Source organism: Paenibacillus prosopidis, assembly GCF_003337375.1.
Taxonomy (GTDB): Bacteria; Bacillota; Bacilli; order Paenibacillales; family Paenibacillaceae; genus Pristimantibacillus; species Pristimantibacillus prosopidis.
The window spans coordinates 88,800-113,984 of record NZ_QPJD01000018.1 but is presented as its reverse complement, the minus strand read 5'-3'; the positions used below and the strand labels follow the sequence as shown (position 1 = coordinate 113,984).

Annotated in this window: 19 protein-coding genes; all 19 read right to left on the bottom strand. The window is 50.1% G+C overall.

Annotated elements, in window-relative coordinates:
- Positions 1–21 precede the first annotated feature (21 nt).
- The 19 genes from DFP97_RS24390 to DFP97_RS24300 all read right to left on the bottom strand — a co-directional run bounded on the left by DFP97_RS24390 (position 22) and on the right by DFP97_RS24300 (position 24,895).
- Entirely contained in the window at positions 22–1,299 is a 1,278-nt protein-coding gene (locus DFP97_RS24390; protein ID WP_181873666.1) for a stalk domain-containing protein, read from the bottom strand.
- A gap of 114 nt (positions 1,300–1,413) precedes the next feature.
- Complete coding sequence (locus DFP97_RS24385; RefSeq protein WP_114383233.1) at positions 1,414–2,151, bottom strand: hypothetical protein; 738 nt, start codon at positions 2,149–2,151, stop codon at positions 1,414–1,416.
- Positions 2,152–3,197: 1,046 nt separating this feature from the next.
- Complete coding sequence (locus DFP97_RS24380; protein WP_114383231.1) at positions 3,198–4,397, bottom strand: type III PLP-dependent enzyme; 1,200 nt, start codon at positions 4,395–4,397, stop codon at positions 3,198–3,200.
- Positions 4,394–5,611 (bottom strand): MFS transporter, encoded by a 1,218-nt coding sequence (locus tag DFP97_RS24375; protein ID WP_114383230.1) that lies wholly within the window; start codon positions 5,609–5,611, stop codon positions 4,394–4,396. Before DFP97_RS24375 ends, DFP97_RS24380 begins: the two co-directional genes overlap by 4 nt.
- Complete coding sequence (locus DFP97_RS24370; protein WP_114383228.1) at positions 5,608–7,554, bottom strand: IucA/IucC family protein; 1,947 nt, start codon at positions 7,552–7,554, stop codon at positions 5,608–5,610. Before DFP97_RS24370 ends, DFP97_RS24375 begins: the two co-directional genes overlap by 4 nt.
- A gap of 28 nt (positions 7,555–7,582) precedes the next feature.
- Positions 7,583–8,788: a type III PLP-dependent enzyme gene (locus DFP97_RS24365; RefSeq protein WP_114383226.1), complete on the bottom strand. Its 1,206-nt coding sequence runs from the start codon at positions 8,786–8,788 to the stop codon at positions 7,583–7,585.
- A complete protein-coding gene (locus tag DFP97_RS24360) occupies positions 8,781–9,572 on the bottom strand; it encodes an HpcH/HpaI aldolase family protein (RefSeq protein WP_114383224.1) in 792 nt (263 codons plus the stop codon). The genes DFP97_RS24365 and DFP97_RS24360 overlap by 8 nt, the downstream gene beginning before the upstream one ends.
- Positions 9,573–9,587: 15 nt before the next feature.
- On the bottom strand, positions 9,588–11,423 hold the full coding sequence (locus DFP97_RS24355; protein WP_114383222.1) for an IucA/IucC family protein: 1,836 nt from the start codon (positions 11,421–11,423) through the stop codon (positions 9,588–9,590).
- Positions 11,420–13,228 (bottom strand): IucA/IucC family protein, encoded by a 1,809-nt coding sequence (locus DFP97_RS24350; RefSeq protein ID WP_114383220.1) that lies wholly within the window; start codon positions 13,226–13,228, stop codon positions 11,420–11,422. The genes DFP97_RS24355 and DFP97_RS24350 overlap by 4 nt, the downstream gene beginning before the upstream one ends.
- A 19-nt stretch (positions 13,229–13,247) precedes the next feature.
- Positions 13,248–14,327, bottom strand: coding sequence for a 2,3-diaminopropionate biosynthesis protein SbnB (gene sbnB, locus DFP97_RS24345; RefSeq protein WP_245976578.1), 1,080 nt, complete (start codon positions 14,325–14,327; stop codon positions 13,248–13,250).
- Between the two features lie 25 nt (positions 14,328–14,352).
- A complete protein-coding gene (gene sbnA / locus DFP97_RS24340) occupies positions 14,353–15,354 on the bottom strand; it encodes a 2,3-diaminopropionate biosynthesis protein SbnA (RefSeq protein WP_425453557.1) in 1,002 nt (333 codons plus the stop codon).
- Positions 15,355–15,497: 143 nt separating this feature from the next.
- Positions 15,498–15,914 (bottom strand): response regulator transcription factor, encoded by a 417-nt coding sequence (locus DFP97_RS24335; protein ID WP_181873665.1) that lies wholly within the window; start codon positions 15,912–15,914, stop codon positions 15,498–15,500.
- A 108-nt stretch (positions 15,915–16,022) separates the two neighbouring features.
- Complete coding sequence (locus DFP97_RS24330) at positions 16,023–16,838, bottom strand: (2Fe-2S)-binding protein (RefSeq protein ID WP_114383217.1); 816 nt, start codon at positions 16,836–16,838, stop codon at positions 16,023–16,025.
- A gap of 240 nt (positions 16,839–17,078) precedes the next feature.
- On the bottom strand, positions 17,079–18,041 hold the full coding sequence (locus DFP97_RS24325) for a Gfo/Idh/MocA family protein (RefSeq protein ID WP_114383215.1): 963 nt from the start codon (positions 18,039–18,041) through the stop codon (positions 17,079–17,081).
- Positions 18,042–18,074: 33 nt separating this feature from the next.
- Complete coding sequence (locus DFP97_RS24320) at positions 18,075–18,911, bottom strand: carbohydrate ABC transporter permease (protein WP_114383213.1); 837 nt, start codon at positions 18,909–18,911, stop codon at positions 18,075–18,077.
- Positions 18,912–18,923: 12 nt separating this feature from the next.
- The gene (locus DFP97_RS24315) at positions 18,924–19,829 is read right to left on the bottom strand and encodes a carbohydrate ABC transporter permease (protein ID WP_114383211.1); all 906 of its coding nucleotides are present in this window, start codon (positions 19,827–19,829) and stop codon (positions 18,924–18,926) included.
- 89 nt (positions 19,830–19,918) lie between these two features.
- Positions 19,919–21,295, bottom strand: coding sequence for an ABC transporter substrate-binding protein (locus DFP97_RS24310; protein ID WP_114383209.1), 1,377 nt, complete (start codon positions 21,293–21,295; stop codon positions 19,919–19,921).
- 133 nt (positions 21,296–21,428) lie between these two features.
- On the bottom strand, positions 21,429–23,213 hold the full coding sequence (locus DFP97_RS24305) for a cache domain-containing sensor histidine kinase (RefSeq protein WP_181873664.1): 1,785 nt from the start codon (positions 23,211–23,213) through the stop codon (positions 21,429–21,431).
- Between the two features lie 47 nt (positions 23,214–23,260).
- A complete protein-coding gene (locus DFP97_RS24300) occupies positions 23,261–24,895 on the bottom strand; it encodes a response regulator transcription factor (protein ID WP_114383205.1) in 1,635 nt (544 codons plus the stop codon).
- Between the last annotated feature and the right edge of the window lie 290 nt (positions 24,896–25,185).

The following is a 25,185-nucleotide window of genomic DNA, read 5'->3' as shown; positions in this document are numbered from 1 at the left end:
TGATTCCTTGCTTGATCCGAATTACTCCAAATCGAAATAGAAGTACAGATCATCCATCATCATTTTAGCTGCCGTCGCACCGCCGGACATATTCCAAGTGACGTCGTTAACCTTATAATACTTGCCGTTTTTGACGCCCTTCAAGTTATTCCAGAGCGGATTGGAAGTCCAATCCTGCTGCGATTTGAACGATTTTTCATCGCCGGCCCAGTCAGATGTAATATCAAATATAACATCTCCGTCCAGCATTGGTATCTGCTCTTTCGAGCTTAAGCCAACGACGACCTTCCCTTCGACTTGTTGGGCTTTAGGACGGGCGAGGCCAAGCTCCTGAAGGATAGTGCCTGCAAATCCGGTGACATAAAACCGTGCGCTTCCGTCGGGCTGGAAACGAATGATGGATACTTCGGTTTTGAGTCTATCGCCCATTTTCGATTTGAACTTCGCGACCCGCTTATTCCAATCGTCCATAAAAGCTGCAGCTTCATCCTGTTTGTTCAATGCTTTTGACGCAATCTCCATATTCGTTTTCCAATCAAAGACGTCTGTTGTCATGACCGTCGGGGCGATTTCGGATAATTGGTTGTAAATCTTTTCATGGCGCAGTTTGGATCCGATAATCAAGTCCGGCTTCAATGCTACAATCGCTTCTAAATTCGGCTGGTTTTCATTACCGAGGTTTTTGACGCCGCCCATGTCCGCTCTCAAGTAGTGGTACCATGGCTGTTGGACCCAAGATTCTACAGCGCCCACCGGCTTAACGCCCAACGTTAATGAAATGTCCACCATTCCGTTAAACAATACGACTACACGCTGCGGAACGCTGCTTAATACCGTTTTACCCATTGCGTGGGTGATTGTCTTTTTGCTCTCGACCGAAACTGTTTTTGCGGCTGCGTTCCAGCTTACCCACAGACCGAGCGACTCTCCAAGGAACCGCAGCGGGACAAGCGTCCTTCCGTTTTGGATGACAGGCGCTGCGTCCATGGTGACCGCCTTACCGTCTACCGTGCCTACTTTGCTGTTCACGGTAAGCACGACAGTCTTTTTCCCCTTAAGCACTGTTATTTTCCCGGTTTTTTGATCCCAACTTACTTTGGCTCCGATTTTTTCGGCTAACGTTCTGTAAGGAACTAACGTACGTCCGCTTATGTTCTGCGGCGGCACGTCAAAAGAAATCTTATTGCCGTCCAAGACGACGCTGATCGCGCCTGCAGCGGCCGCAGTGAAAGGAACCGCTCCGAATGCTAAAATAATTGCAATCGTTAATGCGAAATACCGGTACATCGATTTGACCATTGCTTTAATCTCTCCCTTTATCATATGTATAATTGATATTGATAATCATTTTCATCTATGATCATAATCTTGTATTGTCTATCTGTCAAGAGTTAATTTTTCCGTTTTAGCTTATTATTCAATGCCCAGCTTTTCGGCTAATTGTCTAAACCCTTGATAGAGTTGATAATCAATCTGTATGACAGCTTCCATATCGATTTCTGACGCATTTGTTTGCTCGGCCAGCACCGTGATTTTCTCGTCAAGGAACGTATACATATCCGGAACGTCCGATTTAATATCGGATTTCAAGGCGTCCCAAGCCTGAATGATTTGGCCGGCAATCGCTTTTATTTCCTCGGTATTGCCGTTCTCAGCCGCTTGCTTTAAATCTTTCGCAAGCGATCTGATCTCCTTCACAGCCGTTTCCATTTCGGCGTTGCCGGCATCTTTTGCGGCAGGCGCATCCGGCTCATTATTATTCATGATCGAACCCTTAACAGCTGCATTTGCCGCTTTATTCGCAGCAATTGCTTCTTTAACCTCTTGGGTTGGTTTGGATTCTTTGGGCTCTTCTATTTCTTCCTTTTTAACGGTTTCTTTCGCTTCGGTTGCTTCGGTTGCTTCATTTGCGTCTTTTGCCGTATTTGCTGCTTCGGCTTCTTTTACTTCTGCCGCTGTTTCGGTCACTTTCCCAGACGGTTCATTTATCTGTCCTTCCTTATTCTCCCCGTCATTCGTGCTTGATCCGGAATCATTTGTAACCGTCGTTGCCGTCTGATCTTCCGTAATTTCTTTATTTTCGGATACCGATCCGCATCCGGCCAGAATGCAGATGCCCACAAGGACAGCCATTACCTTCAATCGATTCACCCGAGATTTCCCCCTCATCGTTATGTAAATTTCAACAATTTCTATCTTAAAACAAATGATAATGATTATCAACAAAAATTTGATAATGATTATCAAATTCATTCTTGCCGAACACGCGATCTATAGAAATGCCGGAACCGCCAACGGCCAGCCTTTAGTTCTCCTAAGCAGCCTCAGGCCACTTAAAAGTAAGCAGTGTCCCGCAGGGACAAAAGCTTTCCACGCTTAGACTACACACGCGAACTCGCAGAATCTCTCGCGTCACTCATGTGTCCAGGTGACAAAGCGAACCAAAAGTAAAGCTGTCCCACAGGGATAAAAGCGTTCCACTCTCAGACTACACAAGCGAACACGCAGAATCTCTCGCGTTACTCATGTGTCCAGGTGACACAAGCGCACCAAAAGTAGAGCGTGTCCCCCAGGGACAAAAGCGTTCCACGTTTAGACTACACACGAGAACACGCAGAATCTCTCGCGTTACTCATGTGTCCAGGTGACACAAGCGCACCAAAAGTAAAGCGTGTCCCGCAGGGACAAAAGCGTTCCACGCTCAAACGACACACGCGAACTCGCAGAGTATCACGCGTTACTCATGTTCCAGGTGACACAAGCGCACCAAAAGTAAAGCGTGTCCCGCAGGGACAAAAGCGTTCCACGCTTAGACTACACACGAGAACTCGCAGAATCTCTCGCGTTACTCATGTGTCCAGGTGACACAAGCGCACCAAAAGTAGAGCGTGTCCCGCAGGGACAAAAGCGTTCCACTCTCAGACTACACACGCGAACTCGCAGAATCTCCTACGTTAGTCCAATTGCGGGTGTCCAGAGGGTGCAACCCTCGGGGCCCTCCCTTGGAAGGGAGGGTTTGGGTGGGTTCGAAAGCCCTTCAGGGTTTAGGTGTAAAAGCCCTTCAGGGTTTGGGTGTTTAAACTCCCTTTAAGGGCCGGGGTAAATCCCTCGAGGGCTACAGATGTAATGACGCTGCAAAATAAAGCAACCGCAGGCAAACATACGAATCGTTTTGCGCGGCGGCTGCTTTATTTTGGCTAAGACATATACAAAAACTCAGGGTGCTCCAGACTGCTGAAATCATGTGCGGAAATCGACCATCCGTATGCCCCTGCATACGGAAATACGACTACATCCCCGATTCGGAGTCTGGCGACATTTTCATTTCGTGCCAAGATGTCGCGAGGGCTGTTCATTCGGCCGACAATCGTCACTGGCTGGTCATTGATTTCAATTCTGGACAAAGGATAGAGCCATCCATCGACCGGTACGATGAAGAACGGGTGCCGGTGTTTCCATGCCCCGGGCAGTAAAAACTGATGGAGTCCTCCGTTTATGACCGCAAAGCTTGAATCCCCGATTTTCTTGATATCCAGCACTTCCGCGGCGTAATAACCGCAAGAAGCAGCCGTATATCTCCCGCACTCGAACAGAATCTCCGGACACCGGGCATTTCCTTCGGGTTCCTTTTCGATGATATGCCCAAGAAGCCGGACAAATGTGTCCCAATCGAAAGTCGCTTCCAACTTCTCATAGTTGATTCCGATTCCCCCGCCGGCATTCACATAGCGCAAGTCGAAGCCGTACTGAGTCTGCCACTTTCTAGCGCGTTCCACATAATGCCCGACCATAGCCGCATGCTGTGGCGCATCAAGCTGATTGGACAGCGAATGAAAATGGAATCCCCGCAGCGAAACGTTCGGACAGCTTCCGGTAATCTCTATCGCTTGAGGAATATCCGCTTCGTCGATTCCGAATTGCGACGGTACGCCGCACATTTGCAGCGTGCCTGAAGGCAGCGGACCGCGCAGATTAACCCGCAGCAAAATGTTGGCTTTCATGCCTAATCGGTCAGCAATCCAATTCGTCCTATGCAGCTCTGAAATGCTTTCGACATGGAGTAAAGATACCCGAAGGCGCAGCGCGTTTTCGATTTCAACGTCCGTCTTTCCCGGACCTCCGAAAATGATGTCGGCGCTGCCGGATATTTCACGAACTTTTTCCGCTTCTCCCAGCGAGGCGACTTCGAAACCATCCACAATAGGCAGAAGGGTTTCGATCATTTTTTTGTCCGAATTGGCTTTAATCGCGTAAAAATATTTAGCTCCGGCAGGCAATGACGCAACGATACGCGCTGCGTTTCGTTTAAGCTCGCCAAGATCGTATATAAACGCGTTGAATGGCTCGCCCGGATGCCTGCTTTTCCTGCTTTGAATATAATCCGATATATGATTCATCTGCTTGCTCCTTTTACCGGTAAATCGAGCGCGGTCCTGGACGCAGCCACCACCATAAGCGCGCCCAGTCCGAAAAACGCGCCGAATTGAATAAAGACGAAAGCTGGGCTGAACCAACCGGCAAGCAGCCCTCCCGTCAGCGGGCCGGCAATTTGACCGATGACGAGAACGCTGCTGGCCGAACCGATGCTCGTTCCCCGGTTATCCGCGCTTGATGTCCGGCAGACCACGAGAAATACGGATTGCAGCAGCGCGCTGAACCCAAAGCCCTGCAGCAATCGCAGCGCGACCAACCACTCGGGACTGGAAACGGCTGCCTGCAGCATAACGGCTGAGCAGCAAAGCGCGGCAGCCCAAGCGAAGTTGCGTTCGACCGGGACAGTGTCGTTCCGCCTCCCCCACCAGGAAGCCGCCGCCCAAGATGCGGCCCAGGTTACGCCTTGCAGTATGCCTATCCACATGGCCGCGCCGCCAGAATCTCCCACCATTTGCTTCACATGGGGCGCAAATACGGAAACCAAACCGTAAGCCCCGATATTGACGCATATCCCGGCTAACATAAATGCGCTGCATCTGCGGTCGGCAAGCAGTTGGCGAAGAACATCAAAAATACCCGCCGGCTTCGTAACATTTTCCCGCTTCCTGCCGATTTCTTTTAATCCGAACGCAGCAATCATCGACCATGCCATCAGTAAGACTCCAAACAGCAATAGCAATGCGCGAAAGCCGATAAAACCCCAGAACAGTCCGAAGATCAGCGGTCCTGCAAACGAACCGGCCGCAACCGCCCCCTCCAGCTTCCCAAGCGCTTTTCCCCGTTCGTTATCCGGAACTGCGCCCCCGGCAAATGCGGCACCGGCATCCACAACGCCGCCGAACAACCCTTGCAGCAGCCGAAGCAGCAGCATCTGCGCCGGCGTTTGGGCGAATCCCATCGCGATAAGTACGACCGATATGCCCACCAGCGCCCGAACGACCATCCACTTTCTGCCGATCCTGTCCCCAAGCTTGCCCCAAAGGGGCGCCGTCAGCGCATACGAAAGAGCCGGCGCCGCCAATGCCAGCCCGCTCCATAGTAAAACATCTTCCTTCTCTCCCATTTCCTCCATATACATGGGCAAGAACGGGGCGATCGCCGTCAAACTGGCGGTTGATAAAAAATGACCGCCCCACAGCAGACGCAAGGTGCTTTTCCAATTCGAAAAACCGCTCATTTTACCGTCAGCCCGCGATTACTCAGTTTTATAAACGGATTCGGGGCCAGTCCGCTTCCCGACGGCATACTTCCCCCCGGTCCGCCCTGCTGCTTCAGCAGCGGCGTCACAATTTGTTTCCACGGCCAAGTTTCCTTCTCGAACAACAGCTCCTCTACCGTTTTCCGATCCTCGTCCGGCCACCCTGCACATGATACCGCATGCTCCAAACTGCCGCGCATGACCTGCCAGAGCGAATCCTCTTCCATTCGGTAGCACCTAGCGAGCGATTCGGCAATCGCATACAAACTGACCTGAATGCCGAGAGTTTGCAAATAGAAGAGCAATTGCTCCGGAGTTTCGTTGTACAGCGAATTTGGCCGGTCGGGTTTAACGATATATTCAGGATCGGCAATACCGTATCTAGTAAGCCAGGGGATATGAAGACGAACCGTATCGTGATCGCGGAGCAGAAGTCCAGCCGGCTTTCCTTGATCCAGTACAAGCAGCACATTTTGTCCATGCACTTCGGGCAGAACACCGAAGCGCAGCATGCGCATGCAAAGATTCAAATATTCGCCGCATAATTCGCCGAATAGCTGCAAAACCGACTTCGCGCCTCGTTGCATGCCCCGCAATTCCATCCAAGAGTCGAACAAATGGCCCTCCGCCCCGGCTTCGTAAACGGAAAACGCCGACATCGGTACGAGCTGGATCGTTTGATTGGACAGCAAATGCCCCGGATACCGGCGAATCTGACAGGACAGATGCCGCGGGCGGTCGTCAAACCAGTCTCCGGCTATAGGCAAGTAAGCCCACCAAGCCGTTTCATCGCACAGGAAAAGCCGCCCGGACAACGTTTCATCAACAGCCCGCAGCCGGTGAAGCAGCCGCTGCCCCCGGTCGCCGTTCGTCATATAAAGTGCCGGAAGCGATCGAATAGCCCCGAGCGATACGATCCCGAGCGGCACTTTGACATGCTGTCCTCCGCCTGGGGGCGCCAGCGAACGGGCCGAAGACGTAGCAGCATATTCGCCGGACGCAATCCCTAGCGGGACGTATACTCCGGCCTCTAACTCGCGCTCCAGCTCCCGGGGCAGCAGCCGCTCCATCTGCCAAGGGTGAACCGGCAGCGCCGCATAATTGTCTCTGCTTAATCCGAGCCGTTCGAAGGCAGCCTTAAGCCTCCCCCGTTCTTCCGCGGACAGGAGAAAATCGGCGGGCTCCTGCCCCTCCGCGCCGTCTCCGGACAGCATGACGTCACGTCTTAACGCAATCCACTGCAGCGGGAAGGTCCCGCCGTATTCCGCACTGTACCTGACGTATTCCTTATCGTCCCATCCTTCCTTCGCTTTCGCCGCCGGGTGAAACGGACGATCCCTCAGCGCGGACCACTGTTCCAGCTCCAGCAAGGGGGCCGGAAATACCGGCGGCCTCCCGCCGTTTGACGTTTGCGCCTGCAGCGATAACGCCTTATGACTTGCCGAGAGGCGGATCTGTTCAAAAAAATGCGTGTAATCGTATTTTGCCGCTAACGATTCGTTCCAGCATTCGGCCAACACCTCTAATAGAGCTTCCAGATCCAAGCTCCTCAGGGTAACGTTGCCGTTCTTTCCCGACTTCGCTTGAATAACTCTATCGCCGCCGCGAAAGAAATACGTCTGATGGAAGGCCGCTTCGACCGGAATAAGGAGGCTGTAATCTTCTCTGCCTCGAACCTCCCGGTGGAACACGAGCTTCTTCGGGCTGCCGGCATCGTTCGCAAGATAGGCGCCACGCAGCGGCGGCGGCAGCTCGCTAACCGCTGCTGCACGGCCATTGCCGTCTTCGGACAGCAGTTCTTCCGCCAATAAGGCGTTAATCAAATCGGTCAGCACATCGGACGATGCTTGGGCAAGCGCATGATCACTTCGCATGCCCGTTATCCCTTCGTCTTCGCCCCTGACCGTCACCCAATCAATCATATGGCTCTCCTCTCGCCGCTCCGCAAATTTACACCAGGTATACGTGCTCGGGATGCGGATGGCTTAAAAAGTCATGATGCGAAATCGACCACCCATAGGCTCCCGCATAGCGGAATAAGACCACATCCCCGATCCGCAGCCGTGGAACGCGCGCATCTTTAGCGAGCACATCCTTCGGAGTACAGAGCTGGCCGACGACCGTTACTTCGGCATCTTCCAGCTCCGTTCTCGGAATAGGGTACGGCCAGTGCGGAAGAGGAATGATTTCAAACGGGTGGCTGTGCTGCCAGGATACCGGCAGACGGAAATGGTTCGTGCCGCCGCGGACGATCGCGTAGTGTTTGCCATGATTGCGCTTGATGTCTATAACCTGGGACGCATACCAGCCGCAAGCAGCCGTTATGTACCTTCCCGGCTCAAACAGCAGCTGCAGTCCGTCCCACGCCTGTTCGTCAAGCACGTTCTGCAGTTCACGCGTGAATGTATCCCAATCGAACTGGCGCTCGAGATCCGCATAGTTCACTCCGATGCCGCCGCCCGCATTCAGGACGGAAACAGTCAAGCCGAATTCCTCGGCCCACTGCCGGACGCGTGAAAAGTATAGGGAGACCAGCTCAGCGTGGCGCTTTGCGTCCAGATTATTGGAGATCGAGTGCAGATGGAAACCTTCCAGCTTGATGGCAGGCAATGACAAAGCGAGGCGGATCGCTTCCGGGACTTCCTCTTCATCGATTCCGAACTGAGTCGGCCTTCCGCCCATCGAAAGCGTCGCTTCGGGAAAGGAAGAATGGAGGTTAACCCTCAGCAGAACCTGAACAGTCGTTCCGCGCTGCTGTGCGATAAGATTGATGCGCTGCAGCTCGTGTACGCTTTCCGCATGGATCAGACTGACCCGGTGCTCAATCGCGCCGGCAAGCTCCAGATCCGTCTTTCCCGGTCCCCCAAACAAAATTGGAACGCTTGACGAAACTTCCCTGATCTTGCGGATCTCACCGAGAGAAGCGGCTTCAAACCCGTGAACGATTCCGGTCAGCTGCTTCAGAATCTCGATATCCGAATTGGCCTTGACTGCGTAAAACAACCGGCACTGCTTCGGCAGCGATTGCACTCGGAAGGCCGCATGCTCCCGCAGCGCCTGTAAATCGTAAATGAACGCGCAAACCGGTTCCGTTCGTGTCTGCGGCCATTGCTCGATAAAATTGACGACTTTATTTGCCGTTATCACATTATTCATTGTTGTTTCCTTTCCGCGCTAATTCTGAAAATGTATGAAGATGCCCGCGCAGCGCCCGGAACGAAATGCCCCTCTCGTCGCCCAGCACGAACGCGCGAACCCCTCTTTCGCGCCAATCCCCGATATCTTCGGCGGCGCGCGGGATCGCACAATACGGAACGCCATTCCGCTTAGCTGCGGCATGTGCTTGAAGCAATCCCTCGCGGACGAGCGGTGAGCGCATCTGCCAAGGCACGCCATAAGATTGCGACAAGTCCGCGGCTCCCTCAAGCACCAAATCAATGCCGGGAACGGATAAAATTTCATCCGCCCGCTCTACGCCCTCCCGGCTTTCTATCATCGGCACGACCATAATTTCTTCGTTGGCCCGCTCAATATAGGCAGCCAGATCATGCTTGCCGAATGCCCCCGGCCGACCGCCGTTGAGACTTCTTGTGCCGTACGGATAATACCGGCAGGCGCGTACGGCCAGCTCCGCTTGCTCCTTGTTCTCCACGGATGGCACGACGATGCCCCCAGCGCCTCCGTCAAGCGCCCGCAAAATTTCTTTCGGATTCAGTTCGGAAACGCGTACGAGCGCTGTAATACCGGCTGCTTCGGCAGCCCGGATCATATGTTCCAGCGTTTCCGGATTAACCAGCACATGCTCCGTATCAATAATGACAAAATCATAATCCGCGCATCCGATCATCTCGACAACGACTGGGGACGGAATGGAACAAAAGAGTCCAAATACGAGATGTCCTCCGCCCAGCTTCCGCTTCAACCGGTTCTCCTTCAACATGCGTTTGCCTCCTTTTTAGCGAAAATGGCTAAGAGGATTGGGAACGTCATGCATGCGGAACTCCGAATCGCCGAACAGACGCCGTTTCGTCAGCTGCTCAACCTGAATCGTATCTGCAAACAGATCGAACTGTTCAAACCGTTTGCGGTGCTGCGGATGCTCCCGCTGATATTCACGAATGACCTTCGCCACAATTCGCCAAAATGCCGTTTCTTCTTGGCCGAAACGCTCTTCCAGAAACATGCAGAGCTCGGCAAGATTAATGAAGAAGAACGCATCGTGGACAAAATCGCGCACGACGGCCGGATCGTCCGTTTCGATAAACGAGTTGCGGTTTATTTTCGGATGGTGAGACGGTACCGGATGCAGTGTCGGGCAAGCGTCCGGATCAGCCAGATGGCGGCGTGAGAAACGAATTCCGTCGTGAAAATCCTTGAGCGCCACACGTTCCGGTTTACCGTCCTTATGAATCAAAATCATATTTTGAGCATGCGATTCCAGCGCCACCCCATGCGCATAAAGCATATGAATGAGCGGAACTACGGAAGACCTGATGAGCGCCTCCGTCCATTCGAGAACCCCATACCGTTCGATCCATGCAGCGATAAGCGGACGGCCGGTCGCTTCGACATGGCATAGCCCGTTAAACGGCACGGCCTCTTCCCCCTTGGACAAGTAACCGTGCAGGCTTTCCCTCCAAATAACGCCAAGCGTTCCATACGCTTTCGCCTGCGCAAGCTCCGGCAGCGTTTCATGGTCGAACGCCGCACCCGCCACTTCGCGAAGAAGAACAACGTTGGTCTTCACCGCAACCGGATCGCCGTCAATGAGTCCGTGAAGCCAGTCGGAAATGAGCGGGGCATTCAAAATCGTATGGCGGGCCAGTATCCGGCCTGTTGACGTATTCGTAATGCTGAGCGGCAGCTTCAGATAGGCTTTATACGGAGATGTCGCGTTCGAGAGCGTGCGGATCGATTGCTGCGGCAGGTACGAATCTCCGCCTTCGCCGAGCGCAATGATTCGTCCTTCGGCGATATTACGGTAAAATGCCGCGCCGATGATCTCTCTCCACTGCCACGGATGAACCGCGAGCAGCGTGAATGCTTCCGGCTCTCCTCCTGCTTCTTTGATCTTTTCTTGAAAGCGCATAAGCGTATCTTCGCCCAGCTCCCTCCGAATGAATGCCGCGTAGTCAACCGAACTGGAATGGGACAAACGGCATTCTTCAACGGAAACCGCCAGCCATAAGGGTTTCACTTCCGGTTTAAATTCCGGACCGTATGCGGCATTATCGGCAAGGCTGAAACCGACCCTCGATTTGTAGCAAGGATGATAGGGGTGGCCATCCAGCACATTCGCTTCCAAGGCGTCATACGACCTTTCCGTTTCGGAAAGCGGGACGGACGAGCGAAGAGCATGCGCCTGGGTGTCTTTGAGAAGCGTCTGAATAAGTTCGTCATAAAACACCGGGATACGCTCTTCGCATCCTGCATTTCCGAGCACCTCGGTTACAAACTCCGTTAGACGCGCTTCCGTCGTTACTCCGCCTGGTTCAATCCGTCTTACGGGATTTTGACGGATTCGAATACGGCCGAAGCTTTGCTTAATCCGTCCGATACAAACATAGGCTGCGGTACCGCCATCCGTCGTCTGCACCGGAACGATAAACCGCTCCTCCCCGCCCGGCAAGCTCTCGCGCTCGAACGGTACGATCCGTTCATATAATAGCGTTTCTAGTAATTGGCTGATAATCCGGTTTTCAACAGCTTCCATATATTCCGGCTTAACGATATCGGTCCATTCGGCGCCTTTTCCGGCATCCGATTTTTCTAATAGATTTGAATGATTCATAGCTCCTCCTTGCAATGGTAAATCGGATTGGGGATATCCACATAAAGCGGCGATTCCCCCCGTTCTTGAAAACGGCTGATCAAATTGGCTTTCGCGGGAAGCTTCTCATTAGTAAGCAAATCCCCAATGTAATCGCGAAGCCTAGAGCAGGTTGATTCGTTTTGTTCATCCTCAAGGAGACGCCGGACAACGGTCCACAGCCCTTCCTCCTCCATGCGGTGATGATAAGCCATGGTATGGACCAATGCGCCCAAATGATTGACGAAGAAGTAGTATTTCAAACGAAACCATGCTTCATCTTCGGAATACAGCACCGGACTGTCTGCGGAAACGAGCGTCTGTACCCATCCGGCATGCTCTGCACGGCCGCGGTCGACACTGATGCCTTCCAAATCTCTGACGTAAAATCGGCTAGGCATGCCATTCTCAATGGTTACGAGCGAGTTTTGGACATGTGCTTCAAGGCTGACTCCGTTGTCAGCCAACAATTTCAGAAGCGGCAGCATCGATATGCGCAAATAAGCGGCCAGCCATTCTTTCGGATCAGGCATGCTTCCTTCATGCGATTGCCTTATCGCTTGAATCAGCTTCGGTTCGCGCTCCCCCGGAAAACTCTCGAGCAGCGAAGCTACGACAAAGCTGTTCAGGCTTTCGCGCCCGGCAAGCTGGTCAGCCTTGCGGAATACGACTGCGAAGCTCGCCGCAAGCCGTTCATCTATGTCCGGGCTTCCGGCGGAAGCCTTCCACCCTACGGTTCGGTACCCGGTTTCCGGCAAAATTTGAAAGCTGCCTCTGCTGCTAAAGACGCCAAGGCTGTTCAAAATTTTGGCCGCATCTAACGTACGGCGCACCTGTTCGAGCGTGTTTTCGCGAATAAAGTTCGTAATTCTGACATGCAGCGGGAGCTTAAAAAAGTATCCCTGCTCCGGATCCCACACGGTTCGAACGGATGAGGTCGGGAATACGGGAGAGCCGAGCGGCCCGAGATCGATGAGCTGTTTCTCCAGCAGCATCTGCCGTACATGCTCATCGCGCTTTACATATTGCGCCTGCCACGGATGGAGCGGAATGAGCCGGTAAAGCGGAAATTGTTCCCCTAGAATCCGTTCCGCCTGAACGAGAACGGCAGGAGCTAACGCTTCCCCGTAACCGTCAAGCTGCTCTTCTTCGACCAGCTCGGCGGATACGGCAAAATAGTGCAGCGTAAAGGCGGCCCGGAATTCCGGGGCATAGACCGGAAGCTCCTCGTCCGAGAAGCCTTCCGAGCTCTTTGGTGTCGGATGGAACGGATGGCCTTCCAGCAGCGTTTGTTCGGAACCGACGTAGTCAAGCCGGTCGGGCTTGCCGCTCTCCCTTCGTTCAAGAGCGCCGGCGATATAAAACCGCATTTTCCGCATGCTGTTCTCGATTTGCCCGCGCAGTTCCGACAGCCTTTCGCTCCGTTTCATATTCTCATCGTATAAGCTGACTTCCTCAAGAATCGCTCCGATTAAACGTTCCGGCTCTACCGGATAAAATGCGCCGCCGTTATTAGACATATAAAACGAGCCGCTATATTGATGCTGTCCGGTCTGCGAATAATAAGCAAGTTGTCCGGCAATCCGGCTTTTGCTGTGCGGAAGCATGGCCGTGAACGGTTCCCCTTGTTCGTCCGGCGGAAATAAACTGGAATCCGCTGCTCCACATCTGATATCGAATGCGCCAATTTCCCGGAGAAAGCTGTTGAGCAGCCCGCGAACCGAAGCCTGCTCGGCCAAACGGGAACTTATCGGATCGACGGCCGGTAGTAGTTGATGTCCTAGCAAATCGGTTTCTCCCTCCTTTTTAATAAAGTTTCAAGCTTATGCCCGCTTTCTCTTCCAACGCTTTGAGGTAAATATGGCGGGCGCATGAAATATCCTCAATGGCCATCCCCATCGGATTCAAAATAATAATCTCCTCATCCGATTCCCGCCCGGCTTTTTGACCGTTCACGATTTCCCCTAGCTCCGCATATAGGCTCTCGCGGGAAAATCGGCCTTCCAGCACTAGCTGGTTGATGATTTTTTTCTCGCGGTTCGATTGATCCCAATCATCCACAACCACTTTATCCGCCTTTATATATACATCTTTTTGCACGTCCATAATCGAAGTATTGCTGACAAAAACCCCTTTCTGAAGCCATTCATATGGAATGTACGGGGTATCCGTCACCGTGCATGTCACGACGACTTCGCCTTGCCGGACTGCCTTTTCAGCCGTCTGCTCGACATGGATTTTAATATCGCTATAACGTGAGGCAAGCTCGTCTCTCAGCCTTCCCGCCGCTTCAGCGTTCACGTCATAAAGATGAAGCTCTTCAATATGCGCAAACTGCTCCAGAAGAGTTCGAAGCTGTGCGCTTGCTATGAGGCCGCAGCCGATACAGGAAACATGGCGGAAGCTTTTGCGGGCAAGACGGCGCGCCGCGACTGCCGTCACCGCAGCCGTGCGCATGCTGCTGATTAGTCCTGCCTCCAATATGGCAATCGGATAATTACTTTGCGGATCGTTAAGCGCGATAAGACCGCTGGCCCTCTCAAGGCCTCTTCTCTGCGGATTGTCGTGCTTGCTCCCGATCCATTTGATACCCGACATAGGAGTGTCTCCCCCGATATGGGCAGGCATGGCGATGATGCGGTCCGCGATATGTCCGTCTTTGCTGTCGGTACGCAAGTAAGGCTTAAGCGGCTGAACGTACTCTCCCTTCGCATGCAGCGTCAGCGCCTGCTCAATCGCCTCCACATAAAGATCGGAACTTTCTCCGCCGAGCGAGGCAATCGTTTCTCTGTCTAAATAAAGCAGCGTTGGCGCTCCTCCGTCATTGGACCGTGTCTGTTCAGGCGCTGCCGTTTGGGCAATGCCTCCTGCTGTTTTCATATTCATTTATGTATGCTCCTCACTGTACGATTTATAGGGATGGATTCGGCAGTGCATCAACCCATTCGTCATTGTAAACGAGATCCAAATAGCGGTCTCCGCGGTCGGGAAACAGGGTAACGATACGAATAGGCCTTTCCGCAACCGGTTCAAGCGTCATAATCAACTTCTGTATCGCCGCGACGACTGAGCCGGTTGACCCGCCCGCAAAAATGCCCTCGCTTAGCAGAAGCTCGCGGCAGCCTCTGGCGGAATCCCGGTCGCCCACATGGATAACGTCGTTGATTTCCGCTCTGTTCAACAACTCCGGTACGCGGCTTGCCCCTATTCCCGGCAGCTCGCGCGGCCCCGCCGGACTTCCGAAAATAATCGAGCCGACCGCGTCAACGGCTACGACCCGGAGCTGAGGATATTTTTCACGCATCCTCCGGCTTGTGCCCATGATGCTTCCGGACGTGCTGACGCCCGCTACAAATATATCCGCATATTCGAGCGATTCCGCTATTTCCGAGCCGGCCCCTTCATAGTGTGCACGCCAATTGTTATCGTTGGCATACTGATTGATCCAGAAACCGTTCGGATCGGCTTGCAGCAGCTGCTGTACCCGGCGTATTCTCGTCTGCAAATACCCGCCTTGATCGTCACGTTCCTCGACCATCGCGATATTAGCGCCCATTTGCTTTAAAATGTTCAGGTTGGTCTTGGCGATTTTGGGATCGACCACACAGGTGATAGACAGTCCGTGTAAGCGTGCCATCATCGCTAAAGCTACACCCAGATTGCCCGAGGTGCTCTCAATGATATGCGTACCCGTATGGATGGCGCCGCTTCTTAATCCCTCTTCGATGATAAATCGGGCAGGGCGGTCTTTCATACTGCCTCCGGGGTTCATATACTCTAATTTCGCGATCACTTCGACGTGCGTCTGCGGGAACATTCGGCTTAAGCGGACCAGGGGAGTATTACCGACACACTCGGCCACCGAATTTTTAATGGCTGACCGCTTTTCATTTTTTTTCATTACCAAAACCATTATTTCCATCTCCCTTACTGACCATAGAATGTGATATTGATAATCATTATCATCATGTCCATATTCAGATTAGCACGATGCCCGGTCCCTGGTAAATTATCCGATCGGATAATTTCTTTTATCCAATTAGAGTATGCTCTTCACTAATTCCCTCCTTTTTTCAGCATTTGCTTTAAGATATAAATAAAATCCGCGCCTGATTTGTCGCTCCCGAGCGCCTTTTTCATGTTTTGAATATGCTTTTTAACCGTATTTTCAGAAACGTAAAGCTCTCCGGCAATGCGCTTTATTGAATAATGCTCACAGAGCATGGCCGCAATTTGCTGCTGCCTGCTGCTCAGATCCGCCGGAAGCGCCTCATCTTGACCGGAAAGCGGCTCCTCTGCCGAATCCTTCTCCTGAAAAGCGCCATTACATTCAAGAGTTACTTTTACGTATTCGGAGATACCAAGGCGCATCGCTTGCTCCATAACGACGAGATGCAGATCGGCCAGCTTGGCGCGTGCCGTCTCATCCTTCACGCTAGAATCGATCGTTAGTCTAATTTTTGTTAAAGACATAGTCCCCTCCCAATATTCCATTAAAAATCATGACGGATTCGAGTTCCTAAACAATGAAAAGGAGAAGCGACTTTTCCGTTCAAGTTGCTTCTCCTTCCTCTGTGCGCCTTATGGTTTCCCTTGTGCCGGTATTGGCTTTTGTTCGCTTGCGTGAGCCGCCAAATATTTCTCAATGCGTTTCTCATCCGATATGAGAGGGCATGTATAACAATAGCGGTCCTCACCGGGCAGACGGTAATTTAAACAGCATTTTGCCCGAAGCAAAATATGCTGTCCTTCATGCAGCGGATCGTCTACACTCCGAAACCGGCTAATAATAGGGTTTGCCGCCTTGCCGGGAAACCATTCCGGTTTATTTTGCTCGGACATAGCACGGAAAACATTCTCAATATGTTTGCGGTTATCGCTTGATTCAGCCTGTTTGATCCATTCCTTCTTCCAATACGCAAGCAGATAGGATAAGGTAGCCCACAGGTTTGATTCCCGGATTCCGGTAAGATGCACGGTATTAGCAAACACGGGATGGACGTTTTCCGAAAGTAAATGTCCGATATACAAATCGTTTTTCCGATTCGGATCATGGATAGATTTCACTGGATTAAACTGGGTCGGATCTGCGATATGAAAGTTCAGCCCGCTGCCGTTTACCGTTATTTTCACCTTCTCCACCGACATATCGATCCCGATTTGATGGTGCGTCCATAAATACAGTCCCCCGGCAATTAACGCGCCGTAGCGTTTAATGAATAGTGAACCGATTACGCTCCTATTCGACGTATTCAACCCTTCACCGAATCGCTTCAGCAAGTAAACAAAATGTTCTTCAGAATCCAAAGCTATACTTTCCTTGGCTTCCTTATTCGTGCATGCTTCAAACGAGATATTGAATCGATTTTGCAATAAAGGTAAATCGAAGGGAACCATATGCTCTGTCTCCTAAAGGGTTAATGAACCTATCTGATGATTATGATAATCGTTCTCAAAACGGATGTCAAATATTGCTTGTCATAAACTTGAATTCGATAAGCAAAACAAAAAAAGACACTAGTCCGCTCACTAGTGTCATTTGAACTATTTAAAGTACAGCGCCAGTTAATCGACCGCCTTAACAATCCCTTGCCGTTCCGAATTCTCATACCTAATTTAAAATTCATAGGTTATCTCCTAATAAGGCTTATAGCCTGCAGCTTGGTAAATCATCTCGGTAAGACCAACCACTTTTTTCGCGAAAATACCCGGTACCATCACTTCATGGCGTCCTAAGATGGCGTCGACGAAGCTTTTGTCCTGATTCGTCGTTTGCTGCGGCAGTTTCGGTATAATCGGCTCCTTACCCAATCGGCGCAACATGATCTTCCCATTATCGTAAAAAATAGCGCCGTCCTCCCCGCAAAACATAAAGGTTTCATGCCAACAAGGAGCACAGCCTACAATGTTCAGTCCGGCTATCGCCCCTTCAGCAAAGCGTATCGACGTAAAGCTATCGATTTCTACAGGCGCCCCCTGCTGATAAAGCTGCGGCTTGACCTCTACCGGAGTCATACCTGTTGTCCATAACAGCACGTCAACGATGTGGCTGCCGGAATCCATCAGCATCCCGCCGCCCGATAACTCCGGTACCTGCCTCCATGTACCGGTTGTCATCTGCTTCCATTCCTGATAAAGCGAAGCGTTAATGGATGTTAGCTTACCGATTAAACCATCGGCAATCGCCTGACGAATATAGAGGAACTCCGGCTGGAAATGCCGTTGATAGGACACCTGCAGCAGCTTCCCCGCTTGTTCTGCCGCAGCGATCAATTGTTCAGCTTCTTCCGAAGAACAGGTCATCGGTTTTTCGATTAACACATGACAGCCGCTTTCCAGCACATCCATGGCTTGATAAAAATGAAGCGTATGAGGGGAACAAATGATAGCCGCGTCCATATCGGCTTGAGCCAGCATCTCTTTATAATCATCGAACTGCTTCACATCCTGCAGCTCAAACTTAGAAACAAACGAATCCCGGCTGTCGGGATTTGGATCCGCAATAGCAGTAATCTCAGCCTCATCCAATTCCAACAATTGTCGCGCATGCAAGTGGGAAATGCCGCCGGTTCCGATCATCCCTATCCGAACTTTGCTCAATATCTGTCCCTCCAGTTAACTGCAATTATTTTTTTATTTAATGCCTGAGAAGGTAATCCCTTGAATAAAAGATCTTTGAACGATGAAGTAAAGAATAATAATCGGAAGCGTAACTAAGACAGAGGCGGCCATTAGCATTTGCCATTCAGCCCCGTGCTGGGTCTTAAAGGCCTGCAGGCCCAACATGATCGTGTACTTACTCTCATCCGACAAATAAATCAATGGTCCCTGGTAATCCGTCCAGCTTCCCATAAACTGAAATAAAGCAATCGTTAACAAAGCGGGTTTACATAACGGAAGCATGATCCCCCAATAAATGCGCAGCTCCGACGCCCCATCTATCCGTGCCGCGTCCTCCAATTCCTTCGGCAGACCCATAAAAAACTGCCGTAGTAAAAATATATAGAAAGGAGCACCGAAAAATGCAGGCAGCCACAGCGGTATGCTAGTCCCGACCCAACCGAAATTTTTAAATAAAATAAAGATAGGAATCATCGTTACCTGATAAGGCAACATCATAACGATCAATGTTAAGGCAAAGAGCGGCTTCGAGCCTTTCCAGGGAATACGGGCTATTCCGTACGCTACCAACGGACAGGCAAACAAGACGCCGAGCGTCGCCAATCCGGAAATGGTCAGTGTATTCCTTAAGTAATTGAAGAACGGTACGTAGTTTACCGAATCCGGATAGTTGCTCCAAACAAGCAGGCCGGGAATCCATTTGGGCGGCCACAGAAACAATTCATTATCCGGTTTTAATGAGGTGGATACCATCCAAATAAACGGCAATAAGAAGAACAGACCGACTAGAATAAGAAAAGCATGCGCACATGCATTTTGTATTCGTTTTATGGATAGCTGAGATCTCATCGATTTCGCCCCCTAATCTTTTCCTTGATAATAGACCCAGCGTTTCTGAGAGATAAAGATTAACGCAGTCAGTATCACTACGATCAAGAAAAGAATCCACGCCATCGCGGATGCATATCCCATCTTCAAATAGCCGAAACCATTCGTATAAAGATACATGACATAGAACATCATCGAGTTAGCCGGCGTTCCCTGCCCGTTCGTTAAGGTATAGGGAAGCACAAAGTTTTGCAAGGCGCCAATCGTTCCCATAATAAGGTTAAAAAATATGACCGGGGTCAAAAGAGGCAGCGTAATATGCTTTAAGCGCTGAATGATGTTGGCGCCGTCGACATCAGCAGCATCATAATAATCCTGAGGAATATCTTGCAAGCCTGCAAGATAAATGACAATGGACTGTCCGACTCCCCATAAGCTCATGAGAATGACTGACGGTTTAGACCAATACTCGCTACCAAGCCAAGCGGGTCCCTGAAGTCCGATTTGCTCCAGCCAATGATTGACCAGTCCGAACTGGGGATTAAGCAGCCACAACCAAATTATCGTCGTTGCGATCGGCGGCACCAAGCTTGGCATGAAGAACATCGTCCGGTAAAAGCCTTGGCCGCGGATTTTCAAGTTTAAGATAAGTGCAAGACCTACCCCGAAAACAATACTGATCGGTACAAAAAATACAGTAAAATAAAGTGTATTATAAATGCTTACCCAGAAGACATGATCCTGGAACAACGTTTGATAGTTCTCTAAACCGACCCACTCCCCGGGGTCAAGGATACTGTAAGAGGTAAAGCTGTAATAGATCGACATGATAAGCGGATAGGCATGGAACAGCAGTAGCCCCAGTATCCAAGGCAAAGTAAAAATAACTCCGTACAATGCCATCTTTCTCTCAAACCGTGTTTTCTTGGGCTTGACCATTAACATTCCCTCCTTAAAAGAACAGATGATGAGCGTACAGCAGGTGAGAAGGGGATGAGCAGCCTCCCCTTCCTCTTCATTAGCGTTTGCTATTTTTTAAGCTTAGCCAATTCAGCATCTACGTTCTTTTTGACTTCATCCAGCAGCTGCTGAGCTTCACCCTTGCCATTAATGGCCAGGTCCTGTACGCGCATCGTTTCATTCCATAAGAAGGAACCCACCGGCGTTACCGGTCTTGTAAAAGCGGTAGGCATCATATCTAGAAATATTTTCAGGTTAGGATTTTCAGACAGCTTCAGCTCTTCATTGACGGAAGGCATCACGCTGATATCATTGCCTGCAGTCGGGCGCTTGTTCCATAACAGCGTACCTTCCTTGTGAGCCACAAATTTCAAGAATTCCCATGCTTCCTCCGAATGCTTTGCTCCCTTCGGAACAACGTATGACCAACCGCCGGCCCAAGTCACATTCGGATAGCCTTCTGCAGCCGGCATCGGCGCCACGCCCCATTCGAATTCAGGCTTATATTTATTAAGATCGTTCAAAACCCAGTTGCCGTCGAACACAAAGGCTACTTTCCCTGTCCAGAAAGGATTCATTCCCGTCTGGCCGATCGCGGTCGAAAAGCTGGTTAAATTTTCAATATTGTATTTCTTCGCGTACCCGGCCATCCAATCCAGAGCTTTTACGATTTGCGGATGGTTCGGAGTCAGCTCGCCGTCCTTCTCCCACTCGCCGCCCCAGTTCCAGCCTTGCGTGTATAAAAAGCCTTGATTCATCCATGGTATGAAGCCGATTTCGTCATATTTGCCGTTTTTACCTTTAACAAAGGTGGCTTCCGCCATTTTATCCAATTCAGCCATAGTCTTCGGTGGGGTGTTTGGATCCAAGCCCGCTTTTTTCATCAGCGTTTTATTGTAATACATGGCCCGGTTATCGGTGCCCCAAGGCAGGGCATATACCTTATCCTCATAAACGCTCTCGGCCCACACGCTTTTGTAGTAATCATCAGGCGATATCCCGTCTCTTTCAACAAATTCAGTCAAATCGGTCAAGGATCCTTTTGAAGCCCAAGAACCAATGAGGAAGCGGTCAAACAGCGCTACATCCGGGGGATTGCCCCCGGCAATGGCGGTCAGCAGCTTATCCGACGACTGTGTCTGGCCGGACGATTCTACAAACGTCATCTTCACTTTAATATTAGGGTGTTTTTTCTCAAATTCATCTACAACGTACTTTTTAAAATCCTTCTGATAATCCCCGCCCCAAGGAAACCAAAAATCAATCGTAACCTTCTCGGCGCTGCTTGGCTTTGCAGGATCCGTTTCGTCGTCGGTACCGCTTTCAGATACAGCATTCTTGCTGCTGCATCCCGCCAAAACTAAGGTAAGCACTAAGGTGAAGCCGAGAATAATAGAAATCCCTTTCCTGCTCCGCCAAGCTTTTGGTCCCGTATTTCTTTTCATTTTTTTAGCCTCCCTGTCATTAAATTAATAAGGATGTCATCCCGCCCGGGTTAACTAAATTGTATACGCTTCCATTATGATCCAGTAAGGAGAGTGCTTTTGTTTTTTGTGTGTTTTTTGGTTTTTTTCAGGTTCAGCTTAACGGTAAAATCAATGTCACCTTCGTGCCGTCTCCCCATTCACTTTTCAAATCCAATCCATACTGTTCGCCGTAAGCAAGCTGGATCTGGCTGTTAATATTTTTAAGCGCAAAATTCTCTTCTCTAGTAAAATCATTGCTCTCAAGCGCTTCTTCAATCTGCCTCAGCTTCTCGGGTGAGATCCCGACACCATCATCTATGACCTCAAAGCAGAGAAGACCGCCCTTTTGAATCCAACGGATATCGAGCCGTCCTTTTCCCCTCTTACTCTCAATGCCATGGTAAATCGCATTCTCTACCAGCGGCTGAAAGACGAATTTTAGAACCTCATAATCCAACAGCTCACGATCCACCTCCAGATTCACTTCAAACTTGTCCTGATAACGCACCTTTTGGACCGATAAATAGCTTTCGACTAACGATACCGCCTCCCTTACCGTCACCTTGTCCCTTCCATCGGATAAGCTAATCCGCAAATAATTTGACAGGCCGAATATCATCGTACTGATATCATGAACCTTGTGAATGCGGGAAATCCAATGAATCGAATCGAGCGTATTGTAAATAAAGTGGGCATTAATTTGGGAAGCCAGCATTTTTAATTGATTTTCCTTTTTCAGAAGCCGCTGAACGTATAGCTCATTGATCAAGCTTTTGATTCTGGATACCATTATGTTGAAGCTGTCAAAAAGAATACCGAATTCGTCCTTTCGATGATTCACGATCTGAGTTTCGAAATCTCCTTCTTTGGCTTTGCGCATCGACCGGAGCAGGATCTGAACGGGATGATGCATTTGCCGGGCGATTATCCATGCCAAGATGACAGCAACGACCGTGAACAAGGTAGCAAGATAAAAGGTATATAAGCGAATCTCGCGGGAATCCTTCACTAATTGCTGCGCAGGAGCCATCCCGACAAGCTTCCAATCGTTAATCGCCATTTGATCATATACGACCATCATCTCTTTTTCGTCTAGCGCCATATGTTTGATCCCGCTCGTTTCAGTAGTCAGCTCCAGTTCGAAAGGGCTCAAAAGGCTCCGGCCATCCGAATCTCCAACAACGATGTTGTTCCTGTCAACAATAATAGAAGTACCGAATGCCTTAAAATCAATTTCCGATAAAATTTGTTGAATTTCGCTCGGATCGATTTCAATTAACAGGACACCGATGATTTCGCCATTGCCCCATATGTCCTTCAAAGCCCGCCCATAGCAAAAGACCGGCTGAGCCTCTTCTGACGGCCGATTTTCATGAATAAAAGAAGGTCGGATTCCGAACCAGACCGGCCGGCCGTCAGCCTCTTTTATTTTCGTATACCAATTCTGCTCCTGTTTCATAGGTTCAATAGGTTCTCTCACGGAGAAAGTGGGGCTGCTTGTCAAAGAATAGTGATAAGAAGCGGCGTCCTCCCCAAAAATAAACACATTTGCCGTATCGTTTTTGGAATTCGCAAAGCTGGATAAAAATTTATTAATTTGCTCGGTATTCTGCATTCTTTCATAATTATCCCTGAATTCCCCCAGAATCCCTTTCTGCAATTCCCTGTAGCCGAAAATGAAGTATGACCGGTTTTCATATTCTTTCATAATCATTTCAAGCCGTTTATTCGCTTGCTGAACGGTTTGCAGGGCGACCCCGCCCACGTTGACTTGAATGATTTCATTTGCTTTGTTATAGGAAAGATAACCCATTATCATAATAGAAATCGTCATGCTGACAAAATAAATAATGAACATTTTAAAACCGACAAACCGCCATTTCGATGGACTATTCATCTTCTGGTGCCGCACCTCCATATGCTAGGGTCGATAGGATGGATGAACTATATTCCAAGATCGCGGTACTTCCCGGGTGTCATTCCTTCGAGTTCTTTGAAAGTTTTGGAAAAATGACGGAAATCGGCATACCCGACTTTTTCGGCGATTTCATAGACTTTGAGCGTGGATGTCTTCAGCAGATGCTTCGCCTTGTTCATGCGCAATCGGGTGAGATATTTACTGTACGTTTCCCCGACCTCCCCGTGAAACACTTTACTGAAATAAGACGGGTTAAGGTAGAGATGTTCGGCCACATCGTTCATCGTAATGCCTTCCATATAATGTTGATGGGAAAAATGCATGCCTAGCTCGACGATTCTTTTGTGATTGCCCGTCCCCCGTGATTCGTAAGCGCACTGCAGGAGGGCGTCCGGTAATTGTTCTCTAAGCTCCGTTAAAGTGAAGTCCCGGTTTAAAATGGTTTCATTGAAAACGTCAATACCCGGCGCTTTCATAAACGGATGCGCTGCCTCCCACCTTTTTGCTACGCTCTGAAGCAGCACCCTTAAACCGCGGGAAACGTCCAGCGGTGAGCTTTGATCGCGAGCAGCTTGCAAATGCTCGATCAGCTGCTCGACCGGTTCATTGACCGCACTGTTATCCGCTTGCTTCATGGCTTGAATTAGTCTTGTTTCCCACGAACCGTCAGGACCGATATAAGCTTGAAGCTTCTTTTCTCTCATAGGAAGCCTTGCCGCATCATATACTTTCCCAAAACCGTCATAGAAGGATAAAGAACAAGCATTTAGCGCTTCCTCAAAGCATTGTGCCACCTTCACCAAATTCCCTTCCCTGCTGATTCCGATGCTTATGGTTATGCCTAAATACCGCTGCGCCGCATCAACCAACGCTATCATTCCATTTGAGAAGGCATCGACCGTATCATTTTTTTTGCCGGACGCAAAGTTTCCGCGTGAGAACAACACAGCCAGCTCCGTATCCGCGTTATTGTCGAGCGGACAGGCAGCAGCTTGTCCCCAGCTCATCATAATTTCCTCGGCAATATTGCCAAGGGCAAGCCGAATCAGCGAACGGTCCTTTTCCCGCGTTGCCCTTGTCCCCCAATGATGGATCTTTACCACAAGAACAGTTAGGCAATTCGGATCTAAGGTCATATTTAAGGCCTGCCACCTTGCTTCAAGATCGCCTAAAGGATCGACGATACGGCCGAGCAGCAGCATTTCCAAAAAATGCTGACGGGCGAGAGGCAAGCTTTCGCGAATCCTCCCTGACATTTCCTTCAGTTGACGGTGACGTTTGTTGTCTTGTTCCAGATCATTGACACACCTCCGCACAACTTCGAGCAGCACCGTTTCCTCGATTGGTTTCAAAACATAATCGTATGCGCCGTATTTCAATGCTTTCTGGGCGTATTCAAAATCATTGTAGCCGCTAATAATAATCACGTAGGCTTTTTTTTGCTGATGCCTTAATGCTTCAATTAAATCCAACCCGTCCATTCTGGGCATTTTAATATCCGTAATAATAATGTCAGGAGAATCCGTCTGGATCCGTTGAAGCGCTTCTTCTCCATCCTCCGCTTCCCCTATAAGCTCAATCCCTTCCGCCATCCAATCGATCGTTAAAGAAAGACCTTGCCGAACCCATTTTTCGTCGTCCACGACAAGCAGCTTATACACGAGATCCCTCCTTTAATAGGTAAGTTAATCTGAAATATGATCCAAACCCCATCTCAACTATATCTTTCGTGCTGCCATTTGAATATCCTTTTGAACAAGCGTAAACGGCTGTCGCTACGCACGAACCGCTAGCTGTATGAATGAACAGCTCGGTTCTGTGCCGACTTTGGCGGCAAAAGCTCGTTTCGCGGTGAAATATAAGCATCGTATAAGGTTCAAATTTATACTTTCTTTTATTTTGAAAAAGCAGCACCTCCCTCTATCAAGGAAAGTGCTGCATTTTAGTTTAC